Here is an 11218-nt window from a genome sequence, read left to right as displayed (position 1 = left end):
GGGTCTCTTTCTCCTCGTGCTATTGAATACCTGCTTGCGAAATACGCCTATGACGCCCGCCTGGAGGGGGTAACCCCTCATGTTTTACGCCATACTTTCTGTAAGTCGTTGATTGATGCCGGCGAAAGTCTGGACCGGGTAGCCGTGCTGGCTGGTCATTCAAATCTGAATACCACCGCCCGCTACACACGGCCCAGCGATAAGGACCTCCAGAGGGCTGTGGAGCGTTTGGCGTGGGAGTAGGGGTGGATTTTGTTTCTTGTTAGTAGGATTTGGCTTACTCTTGTCGAATTGGTTAAGATAACCAAAATTTAAGATTCTTAGGCGGGTGATTACATTGATTAATAAGACTAAGGTCTTTACGCCGAAAGTTGGTTCAAAAGGCTTAATGACTCTTCCGAAACAGGTAAGGGATGTACTGGGAATTAAAGAAGGCGACCGGATATTACTAAAAATTGAACCAGACGGGAGGGTGGTTTTAGAAAAAGCATTAATTGTTCCTGCAAATGAATGTATTTTGCAGACGGTAGAGCGTTGAGATGTCTTTAAATTTGAACTGATACAAAATACCGTTGGAATGAAAGACTTAAAAAAAAATGAACTAGAATTCTGATTGGAGGCAGGGATTATGTCAAAAAATAAAGCTTTAGATCTTAGCACTCTTGAATCTTGGTTATGGGATGCTGCTTGTGTGATTCGCGGTGAAATTGATGCTCCTAAATTTAAAGATTATATTTTACCTCTTATTTTTCTTAAAAGGCTTTCAGATGTTTATGACGACGAAATGGATGCTCTTGCCGAAGAATTTGGTGACCGAAAAGTTGCAGAAAAACTAGTAGAACATGACCACGAACTGGTGCGGTTTTATATTCCTAAGCATGCTCATTGGTCTGAAATTGCTAAGAAAACTACGGGTTTGGGTGAATACCTTACCGATGCCGTTAAGGGAATAGCTCGCGAGAACCCAAAGCTTGCAGGTGTAATTGATATAGTTGATTTTAACGCAACGGCATCCGGTCAGCGTATTATTGATGATGAACGTTTGGCTGCTTTAATACAGGTTTTATCCCGCTACCGCTTGGGTTTAAAAGATGTGGAGCCGGATATTTTAGGCCGGGCTTATGAATATTTATTGCGAAAATTTGCCGAAGGGCAGGGCCAGAGTGCCGGAGAGTTTTATACCCCTAAAGAGGTTGCATGGTTAATGGCTTACATATTAGATCCGCAACCCGGGGATGAAATATACGATCCTGCCTGCGGTTCCGGCGGTCTTCTTATTAAATGCCATTTGCGTTTTTTGGAGACTCATGGAGTGGTAAAAAATAGTCATCGTGAACTTCCTCACGAAATTGAACCGATACGTATTTATGGGCAGGAAATAAACCATGCTACCTATGCAATGGCAAAAATGAACGTCTTCTTGCATGACATGAACGCTGAGATTGCTTTGGGTGATACCATGAACCGACCGGCCTTTTTGAACGACGACGGAAGTCTGCGCCGTTTTGATAAAGTGACCGCTAACCCGATGTGGAATCAGAAGTTTCCAATAAAAACTTACGAAAAGGATACTTATGGTCGCTTTAATTTTGGAATTCCGCCCGCAAGCAGTGCAGACTGGGGCTGGATTCAACATATGTTTGCTTCTTTGAATGACAGCGGGAAAATGGCCGTGGTGCTGGATACGGGCGCTGTCAGTCGCGGCAGTGGAAATCAAGGTTCAAACCGCGAACGTGATATTCGCAAGGCTTTTGTGGAGCATGATTGGGTAGAGTGTGTTATCTTGCTTCCTGAGAACCTGTTTTATAATACCACTGCACCGGGGATTATTCTGGTTATAAATAAAGCAAAACCTGCAGAACGGAAAGGTAAAATTATGCTTATCAACGCTTCCCAACAGTTTACTAAAAGACGACCGAAGAACTCCTTGGCTGAAGAGCATATTGAACGTATTGCTTCAGTGTATCTTGAATATCGGGAGGAAGAAGGCTTCAGTAAAATCATTACCAACGAAGAGGCCGCCCGCAACGACTGGAACCTCAGCCCTTCCCGGTACGTATCGCTCAACGGCAAAGAAGAGGTTCTTCCGGTTGAAGAGGCAATTGTACAGCTTCAACAGGCGGAAGAGGAACGCCGGGCTGCGGATGCTGAGTTGAACACCATTCTAAAAAAGCTGGGTTTGGGAGGATTTGTTAATGCTTGAAATGGCAAATGATATTTCCAATGGGTCTAATATTTCCAATGGGTCTAAAATGACCGAACTCGGCCCTTTACCGGAAGATTGGGATGTAGTAAAGCTTGAGGAGATAGCTGAAGTTAAGTATGGGAAGGCTAAACCGAAAGAAACAGGAAATATTCCCGTAGTTGGTTCGGGTGGTATATATGCGTTAACATCCCAGGCTCTCGTCGATTTTCCTTCTTTAGTTGTTGGTCGTAAAGGTACAGCCGGAAGGGTTTGGTTATTAGAAAGCCCATTCTGGCCTTCTGACACGACGTTTTATTTAGCCTGGAAAGATAGCTCTGTAGATTACAGATTTGTTTACTATTGCTTTCAAGTCAATACTTTGTCCGGTGAACATGCTAAGACAACATTACCGAGTCTTCAAAAGCGCGATTTAGAAAACTATGTCCTCCCTTTTCCCCCTCTCTCCGAACAGCGGGCAATTGCATATGTGCTTTCTACTATTCAGCGAGCAATTGAAGCAACGGAGCGAGTAATTGCTGCCACGCGGGAACTCAAAAAGTCTCTCATGCACTACCTCTTTACTTACGGGCCGGTACCTTTGGAAGAAGCTGAACGTGTTCCGCTCAAGGAAACTGAAATTGGAACGATACCGGAGCATTGGGAAGTGGTGAGGCTGGGGAAGGTTTTCGAATTTTCTAGAAAACCAAGAAGTTTGGATATTAATAAATGTCACCAAATTCCTTTTATTTCGATGGAATATATTCCAGATGAAGAAGTTTATCTTAGTAAGTATGATCTAAAAGTACGTGAGGAAATTAAAAGTGGTACTTTCTTTTTTAATGGAGATTTATTGATTGCGAAAATTACTCCCTCCTTTGAGAATGGAAAACAGTGTATAGTGAAAAACTTACCTACGGATTTCGGGTATGCGACAACAGAAGTTTGGCCTATTCATGGAACAAATGAAGCCGAGATTTTATGTTTGTTTTATTATTTAAAGAAAGATGATATAAGGGCAGATATTGCAAGTAAAATGGAGGGAAGTACAGGACGGCAAAGAGTACCCAAAAATGTGTTAGAAAATCTTATGATTCCATACCCTCCTCTCTCTGAACAACGTGAGATTGCCCGCATCTTGCAGTCGGTTGACCGTAAAATCGAGACGGAGAAAAAACGCCAAAAAGCCCTTAAAGCCCTCTTTAAGACCATGCTTGACCTTCTTATGACAGGAAAAGTGCGGGTTAAGGATTTGGAGGTGGCTTCGCAATGAAAATCGGCTCTGAGCGAGGTGCTGTGCAAAATCCTTTAATCCGCTATGCCACTGAAATGGGTTGGCATTATCTTGTCCCGGAGGAGGCAGAGCGGCTGCGCCGAGGTGAAACCGGCCTGATATTAAGGGACATTTTTATCAACCAAGTCCAGCGTCTTAACCCCGGCGTGGTGGACCATTTACGGGCGGAAGAGTTAATTAAACGCATTGAACGTATTTCTCCTACTATAGAAGGCAACCTTGCTGCCTGGGAGTATCTAATGGGTCTAAAAACTATTTATGTAGCGGAAGAAAAGCGTGAACGCAACGTTCGCCTGATAGACTTTAAAAACTGGGAAGCCAATACCTTTCATGTTACAGACGAATTCAGATATACTAATGGAACTCATTCCATTCGTGCTGATGTGGTCTTCCTTATAAACGGTGTGCCAATGCTGATTGTCGAAACTAAATCTGCTACCAAGTTAGAAGGTATTGCGGAAGCTCTAGATCAATTACGTCGTTACCATCGGGAAGGACCGGAACTAATGGCTCTCCTCCAGTTGTTCACTCTAACCCATCTAATCCATTTTTACTACGGGGCTACCTGGAATTTGAGTCGCAAGAACCTATTCAACTGGAGGGATGAGAGCGCCGGTCAGGATTTTGAGACTTTAGTTAAAACCTTTATTCACCCTCAGCGGATACTGCGTGTTTTGTCAGACTACATTCTTTTTACCCGCAAGGATGATGAACTGACCAAAGTCGTTTTAAGACCCCATCAGATGCGTGCGGTTGCACGGATATTGAAACGGGCCGCGGATAAAGAAAAGCGGCGGGGCCTTATCTGGCATACCCAGGGCTCCGGTAAGACTTTTACCATGATTACAGCAGCAAAAAAGTTAATAGAAGAACCGCTTTTTGAAAACCCTACCGTCCTTATGCTGGTAGACCGCAACGAATTAGAGACTCAGCTTTTTGGCAACTTGGCTGCCTGCGGGTTTAGCTCTGTAGAGGTAGCCAGGAGTAAACGTCACCTACGGGAGCTTTTATCAAGTGACAGGCGGGGACTTATTGTTAGTATGATACATAAATTCGAGGGTATGCCTGCTAATATAAATCCGCGCCACAATATCTTTGTGCTGGTGGATGAGGCCCACCGTACAACCGGCGGTGATTTAGGTAACTACTTAATGGGTGCCTTACCCAATGCCACTTACATAGGTTTTACGGGTACGCCTATCGACAAGACAGCTCACGGCAAAGGTACGTTCAAAATCTTTGGCATCGATGACCCTAAAGGTTATCTTGACAAGTACAGTATTGCCGAGTCTATTGCCGATGGTACTACCGTACCCCTTCATTATACCCTGGCGCCCAATGAACTGCGCGTGGACAGGGAAACATTAGAAGAAGAATTCTTGAATTTAATGGAAGCAGAAGGGGTTAGTGATGTTGAAGAACTCAATAAAATATTAGATAAAGCTGTAACTTTGAAGAATATGTTAAAAAACCGTGAGCGTGTAGAAAGGATCGCGGAATATGTAGCCAACCATTATCGTGAGTTTGTAGAGCCTATGGGATATAAAGCCTTTTTAGTGGCGGTAGACCGGGAAGCCTGTACCCTTTACAAAGAAGCGTTAGACCGATACTTGCCCCCTGAATATTCGGAGGTAGTCATTAGCAAGGCCCATAATGACCCCCCGGAATTGGCCCGTTATCACCTCTCAGATGAGAAGGAAAAGCGTATTCGTAAATCATTCCGCAAACCGGACGAGCTACCTAAAATACTCATCGTAACGGAAAAACTGTTGACCGGATACGATGCCCCAGTGCTTTACTGCATGTATTTAGATAAACCCATGCGAGACCATGTGCTTTTGCAGGCTATCGCCCGGGTGAACCGTCCTTACGAAGATGAAAACGGGCGTCAGAAACCGGCAGGGTTTGTACTGGATTTTGTTGGCATCTTTGAGAAGCTGGAAAAAGCGCTGGAATTTGACTCGCAGGATGTAGAAGGCACAATTCAAGATTTGGACCTGTTAAAAGAACATTTTGCCCAAATGATGGCTGATGCCCGGAAAGAATTTCTGTCATTAATTACTGACGGCTCTCCAGATAAAGCTGCGGAGAAAGTTTTGGAACACTTCCGTGACCAGGAAAAACGCCATGACTTTTACCGGTTCTTTAAGGAGTTGGCAAACATCTACGAAATTCTATCGCCTGATTCTTTCCTGCGGGAATATTTAGGTGACTACGACCAGTTGGCCAGAATGTATAGACTTTTACGCTCAGCTTATGAACCCGGTGTTAGTGTTGAGCGCGAACTTACCCGCAAGACTGCCAGGCTAGTTCAAGAGCATACACAAAGCGGTACTATAAAAGACACTCTCGACATTTATGAAATTAATGAAGAGCTTCTTGAAAAAATTAGTCAGAGTAATGAGAATGAAACTGTCAAGGTATTTAATATTCTAAAAAGTATAGAACATGCGGTTGCAAAGAATGTGCATCATGTTCCTTACCTTATTACCATTGGAGAGCGTGCTGAACAGATTGCCAGGGCTTATCAAGAACGTCAGTTAACTACCCAGGAAGCCTTGCGGCAGTTGGAAGAACTTATTAGGGAATACAATGAAGCAGAAAAAGCCCGCGCCGAAAAAAACTTATCTCCCGATGCTTTTGCCGTTTTTTGGCTTCTCAAACGTGAGGGCGTTAGGGAGGCAGAGCGTGCCGCTGAACAGATGGCAGATGCGTTCACCCGTTATCCCCATTGGCAAACAAGCGATGCTCAGAACCGTGAGGTACGAAAAGAATTATACAAGACACTTCTGGCGGCAGGGGTTAAAGAAATAAAAATACTGGCGGAGCGGATCTTAGCTGTCATCAGGAGGGTGAAATCATGAGTGTTGAGTACTTACATGAGTCTGAGAAGATACCCAGTAATGTATCTTTGGAAGAGGCTATACCGGCTGCTGTTTTCAAAGCAGAGGTGCAAACTTGGGCAAAACGAATTGGAGTTGAGCCTAGGGAAATTCATTTGCGTCCGATGAAACGGAAATGGGGAAGCTGTTCTAGCAGTGGAAGGCTTACTTTTAACACAGAATTGCTAACAAAACCGGCTGCTTTTCGAGCGGAGATAATAGTGCATGAACTTTTACATTTAAAGATACCTAATCACGGTCGTTTGTTTCGGGCAGTGCTGAAAAGTTATCTTGCGAAATGGGGGATAGCTAGCGCATAAGGTGAAGCAAATGTACATTTAGGAGTGGTTAAACAAATGGCAAGGAGAATAGATAGTGATGAAAAATATGTGCTAGACCTGGTTTCTGAAATTCTTGGCGTCCCATACCACTGGCAGTATTGTTTTCCCACCCTTTTAGGTGACCCCGGGAAATCTGGCCGTCGTAGGAAACTACCGGTTGATGCGTATTTTCCTTCTCACAATTTGATTGTCGAATACAGAGAAAGACAGCATTTTGAGCCTGTACCTATTATGGACCGAAGGATGACCGTTAGCGGGGTTTCCCGCGGGGAGCAGCGGCGCCGCTATGACAGTATTAGGGAACAATGGGCCAAAGAGCATGGTTATAAGCTATTAGTAATCTGCTATAACGAACTGTCTCATAAGAAAAATGGTCGTTTAATACGGAACAAGTCGAAAGACCTTTTACTAATCAAGAAGAAACTTAATAGTTGCTTAGGTTTTTCTGTTTAATCTTCAGAAAAGTGAGAGGAGAAACGATGAGAAAGCTAATACTCCTTTTTATAGCTATTATACTGATTGCTAATTTCTTTATCTTCGAAGGTGATTGGAATGCCTTTTACAACTGGAGCCAGGCTCTCGTAGAAGATTTGAAGGAGTTTGTCGTGGATGTGACCACCAACCCTGATTGGTGGAAGCTCAAAAGCACGCCCAGCCCTGCTGCTAATAGGCTAGTTGAAACCATACACATTCCAGGCAAGGTAATTAGAGAGATACATCAAACCTACCTTATTCTCGATGAAAACGGTTGGCACCAGACTGATTGGATTGAATACAGAGATGAAGATGGGAAGTTGTTGTGGACCGAACCCGAAAACGAGCAACCGGTTGCTGATAACAAGGGCAAGTGACGCTTGCGAAGGAAGTGAATATACATGACCGACACCACGAGCATAACTGTCATACTTGCTGTTACAGCCCTTTTAGTCTTCACCGTATACCATCTGATACACAAAACAGGCCGGAGCAAGAGGTTTACCCTTTTGACCCTGGCGGCGTTTATTGTCGTGGCAATTGCCGCAGGCTGCACAGACTCCAGTTTAAGCAATCCTACAGCAGACAAGACGGCTGTTGAGCAGAGCGCTTCACTTCAGCAGGAAGAAAAGCAGGTATCGGAGCCGTCCGCTTCCCAAGAAGAACATCAGCCGGAAACTTCTTCTGCTGAGAGCCCAACGGTGGATAAACAGGAACTCGCCGAGGAAAAATCCGCCGTCAGCGGCACTCTCAAAGTTCACTTCATTGATGTGGGCCAGGCTGACTCAATCCTGGTACAACTCTCATCCGGCTAGAACATCCTGATTGACGGCGGAAACAACGATGATGGAAGCCTGATTGTAAACTATCTCAAGCAGGAAGGCGTCAAGCGGCTTGATCACGTGATCGGCACCCATCCCCATGAAGACCACATCGGTGGCCTGGATGTCGCTATACGTAACTTTGAGGTAGGCAAAGTATACTTGCCGAAGGTTGCTCACACCACTAAAACCTTTGAAGACCTTCTGCTGGCAATCAAGGGTAAGGGTCTCAAGGTTACCCAGGCCAAAGCAGGTGTCAAACTGGATGTTGGCCCGGGTATTGAAGCGGTAATGCTTGCTCCCAACAACTCCAGCTATGACGACCTGAACAACTACAGCGCCGTATTGAAGATCACATACGGAAGCACCAGTTTCCTGTTTACAGGCGATGCAGAGGCAGAGTCTGAGAGCGAGATGCTGCGGACTGGCTATGACCTCAAGGCTGATGTCCTCAAGGTGGGCCACCACGGTAGTAGCAGTTCTACAACTCAGGCTTTTCTAAAGGCTGTGTCGCCGAAATATGCTGTTATTTCTGTAGGTAAGGATAATAAATACGGCCATCCTCACACTGAAACTTTGGCCAAACTCGCAGAAGCAGGAATACAGGTTTTCCGCACTGACCTACAAGGAACCATTGTGGCTACCAGTGATGGGAAAACCATCACCTTCAATAAGAAAGCCTCACCGGCTAAAGAGCGAGCGCCAGATGATTCTCGCGCCGCTGCTTCCTCTAATCCGGTCACGCCGCCCGCTTCTACTTCATCTTCCGGCGGCGTGAGAATAGTGGGTATAGACCTCAAGAGTGAGGTAGTTACAATCAAGAATACCAGCGGCGTAGCAGTGAACCTGTCCGGCTGGAAGCTAGTCAGTCAAAAAGGGAATCAAACCTTTACTTTTCCATCTGGAATAGTCATACCAGCCGGCGGAAGCCTGAAGGTTGTGAGCGGGCCGAATGCTCAGACTGGTCCTAATACGCTCCTATGGACTAAGAGGTATATCTGGAACAACAACGGCGACCCGGGAGCCCTCTATGATGCTCAAGGTAAGCTGGTCTCGCGTTATGAGTGATGGAGGTGCATTATAAATGCTTGTAATTGACCGGTTTGAGGGTGATATGGCGGTAATTGAGTATAACGGCAAAACTTTTGATCTGCCGCGGAGTCTTTTGCCGGAAGAGGCTAAAGAAGGAGATGTGCTTAAAATGTCGATAGAGATTGATAAAGAGGAAACGGAAAAGCGCCGGAAGAAAATCGAAAAACTTATGGATGAGTTGTTTGAGTAACCGCTTCTGTTCTTCTGCCACACAGCCGTACGGCAGAATTTCCATATACTACATATACTGTTTTGAGAAAATTTAAAGTTAAACTAATTTAAAACATGGAATTTAATAAAAAGGTGAGGCTTATGATGGTAAGAATATTCAGTTGGTTAATTGCAATATGTTTAGGATTTTATTTTATAGGCACAATAGTATTCGCTATGTTGGAACCTGGATTTATTCTACCTTTTCTATCAATTTTACTTGTAATATGCTTAATGAGTTCAATAGGGCTTATTATTGCACTTATTTTAGAAAGAATAAAAGATAGAAAGGAGGAAAAAGATGCTTTTAACAAATACTAGCGAAATAGCAGGAAAAGAAATTGTAGAAACATTGGGAATTGTAAAAGGCAGTACTATTAGGGCAAAACATATAGGAAAAGATATAGCTTCAGCATTTAGGCACCTTGTAGGAGGAGAATTAAAAGAATATAGTGAAATGCTTAATGAAGCAAGGCAAATTGCAACAGCTAAGATGGTTGAAGAAGCAGAAAAATTAGGGGCAGATGCTGTTATTAACATAAGATTTTCTACGTCTGCAGTAATGCAGGGAGCTGCTGAAATTCTTGTTTATGGTACTGCTGTTAAAGTCAGGGATAAAAAATAATAGTAAAAAATGAAAGGTCTGTATTTCACAAAATTGGGATACAGAACCTATGAAATTTATATCTCATCTTTTATTCTTGCTGTATTAGCATATATTATTTCACTACTAGCAGTTATTTCAGATAAAACTTGCTATTTTCCCCAAACTGTGTTATTCTAATTACACGTGTTAAAGAGCTGAGAACGCAAACCTGTTTGGGCCTCTTGTTTTACAAGATTGGACAAAAGGTTTTGGGTTTTGGGCTTTTTGACCAGTCTTGTTTGAAAGGAGGTCCAAAATGGAAGGTAAAGTCAAATGGTTCAACGCAGAAAAAGGCTACGGTTTTATTGAACACGAAGGCGGCGATGTGTTTGTTCATTTTTCTGCAATCCAGGGCGATGGGTTCAAGACCCTCGAGGAAGGTCAAAACGTATCTTTTGACATCGTCGAAGGTAGTCGGGGCCCACAAGCCGCCAATGTTGTCCGTAAATAGCGTGGGTACACATCAAGAGGGTATTCTCTAACCGGGGAATGCCCTTTTTCATTACTCAATAGCATCTTTACACGTTTTGCTATCTGCCGTTCCAGAACCGGCTTTGCCCGTTTCGCCAGCACCCGGGCCTGCATGTAGGCGGTGATGAGGCCGGGTTTGCTACTTTCATTGCTATAAGCCTTGGTCTTTTTATGGCATTTTTTGAGGAGACGGGTTTCGCTCTTATTTGTCGTAATATGTCGAATCTCCCGTATAAATCAAAACTACTACCTTATCTTGGTAGTAGTTTTTATCTTCAACCTGCGCGTTTCCTATTACGTTCCATTTTTTAGTAATATTATTCAAATCTTGTCGGATTTCCTACTTCCAGGGAAACTTTTGCCTTAAGACCTTCGCTAATTTCTTATCCGCCCCCGCAAGAGGGTACTAGATGCCTGCGGCAAAAAGGAAACCCTGCAGGTGCTGGCCCGGCTTAGCCAGGAAACCGACTTCACCTTTGAACAGCTTCCTAACATAAAAACCAAAAGAATCCTTTCCCTGAAGTCGTTTTTATAAAGTAAGTCCGGTTTGGATTTATTATTATCTCAAAGGGGAATCCAAATGTCAGAGGTTTGCCGTAAATGTCGAGTATACTCATATCCCTAACATCAGGATATGTCGTAAAAAATTTCTGCAGTGTCAAGCCAAAGGGCTTGGTCAGTATATTGGCCAAAAGAAAGGCCGCAACAATATTTATCAGAGATAGGTCTTTGTAAAAAAAGAGGACAAGTATGAATACAAGGGAGAAAAGAAAATTGGCCGCCGCTATTGAAGTCCCACATCGCG

The 11218-nt window shown here is 43.9% G+C and carries 15 protein-coding genes; 14 read left to right on the top strand and 1 reads right to left on the bottom strand.

The features are described 5' to 3' along the window. From KKC1_RS16280 to KKC1_RS08495, 14 genes are all read left to right on the top strand, one after another. On the top strand, nt 1–243 hold a 243-nt coding region (locus KKC1_RS16280), incomplete at its 5' end, for a site-specific integrase (RefSeq protein WP_192868153.1). 94 nt (nt 244–337) lie between these two features. After that, on the top strand, nt 338–538 hold the full coding sequence (locus KKC1_RS08550) for an AbrB/MazE/SpoVT family DNA-binding domain-containing protein (RefSeq protein ID WP_143288717.1): 201 nt from the start codon (nt 338–340) through the stop codon (nt 536–538). A 90-nt stretch (nt 539–628) separates the two neighbouring features. After that, entirely contained in the window at nt 629–2203 is a 1575-nt protein-coding gene (locus tag KKC1_RS08545; RefSeq protein WP_088554047.1) for a type I restriction-modification system subunit M, read from the top strand. After that, complete coding sequence (locus tag KKC1_RS08540) at nt 2196–3455, top strand: restriction endonuclease subunit S (protein ID WP_088554046.1); 1260 nt, start codon at nt 2196–2198, stop codon at nt 3453–3455. Before KKC1_RS08545 ends, KKC1_RS08540 begins: the two co-directional genes overlap by 8 nt. Further along, complete coding sequence (locus tag KKC1_RS08535) at nt 3452–6340, top strand: type I restriction endonuclease subunit R (protein WP_088554045.1); 2889 nt, start codon at nt 3452–3454, stop codon at nt 6338–6340. The genes KKC1_RS08540 and KKC1_RS08535 overlap by 4 nt, the downstream gene beginning before the upstream one ends. Beyond that, complete coding sequence (locus KKC1_RS08530) at nt 6337–6678, top strand: M48 metallopeptidase family protein (protein WP_088554044.1); 342 nt, start codon at nt 6337–6339, stop codon at nt 6676–6678. Before KKC1_RS08535 ends, KKC1_RS08530 begins: the two co-directional genes overlap by 4 nt. 36 nt (nt 6679–6714) lie before the next feature. Beyond that, on the top strand, nt 6715–7152 hold the full coding sequence (locus KKC1_RS08525; RefSeq protein WP_088554043.1) for a hypothetical protein: 438 nt from the start codon (nt 6715–6717) through the stop codon (nt 7150–7152). 26 nt (nt 7153–7178) lie between these two features. After that, nucleotides 7179–7550 (top strand): hypothetical protein, encoded by a 372-nt coding sequence (locus tag KKC1_RS08520; RefSeq protein ID WP_088554042.1) that lies wholly within the window; start codon nt 7179–7181, stop codon nt 7548–7550. 24 nt (nt 7551–7574) lie between these two features. After that, a complete protein-coding gene (locus KKC1_RS17190; RefSeq protein WP_305790390.1) occupies nt 7575–7988 on the top strand; it encodes a hypothetical protein in 414 nt (137 codons plus the stop codon). Nucleotides 7989–7991: 3 nt separating this feature from the next. Next, entirely contained in the window at nt 7992–9062 is a 1071-nt protein-coding gene (locus KKC1_RS17185) for an MBL fold metallo-hydrolase (RefSeq protein WP_306345657.1), read from the top strand. Nucleotides 9063–9078: 16 nt separating this feature from the next. Then, nucleotides 9079–9276: a DUF3006 domain-containing protein gene (locus tag KKC1_RS08510; protein WP_088554041.1), complete on the top strand. Its 198-nt coding sequence runs from the start codon at nt 9079–9081 to the stop codon at nt 9274–9276. Between the two features lie 122 nt (nt 9277–9398). Continuing rightward, the gene (locus KKC1_RS16275) at nt 9399–9617 is read left to right on the top strand and encodes a hypothetical protein (RefSeq protein WP_192868152.1); all 219 of its coding nucleotides are present in this window, start codon (nt 9399–9401) and stop codon (nt 9615–9617) included. Next, the gene (locus KKC1_RS08500) at nt 9598–9921 is read left to right on the top strand and encodes a YbjQ family protein (protein ID WP_088554039.1); all 324 of its coding nucleotides are present in this window, start codon (nt 9598–9600) and stop codon (nt 9919–9921) included. Before KKC1_RS16275 ends, KKC1_RS08500 begins: the two co-directional genes overlap by 20 nt. Before the next feature lie 277 nt (nt 9922–10198). Continuing rightward, complete coding sequence (locus tag KKC1_RS08495; protein ID WP_088554038.1) at nt 10199–10393, top strand: cold shock domain-containing protein; 195 nt, start codon at nt 10199–10201, stop codon at nt 10391–10393. Between the two features lie 508 nt (nt 10394–10901). Here KKC1_RS08495 and KKC1_RS16775 read toward each other — a convergent pair. Continuing rightward, nucleotides 10902–11218, bottom strand: a 317-nt coding sequence (locus KKC1_RS16775; RefSeq protein ID WP_238134247.1) for a DUF6391 domain-containing protein, incomplete at its 5' end; no start/stop codon positions are given.

Origin of the sequence: Calderihabitans maritimus (assembly GCF_002207765.1) — a bacterium.
In the GTDB taxonomy this organism is placed as follows: domain Bacteria; phylum Bacillota; class KKC1; order Calderihabitantales; family Calderihabitantaceae; genus Calderihabitans; species Calderihabitans maritimus.
The sequence above is the reverse complement of the archived record's forward strand: the minus strand, read 5'-3'. Positions and strand labels throughout refer to the sequence as shown.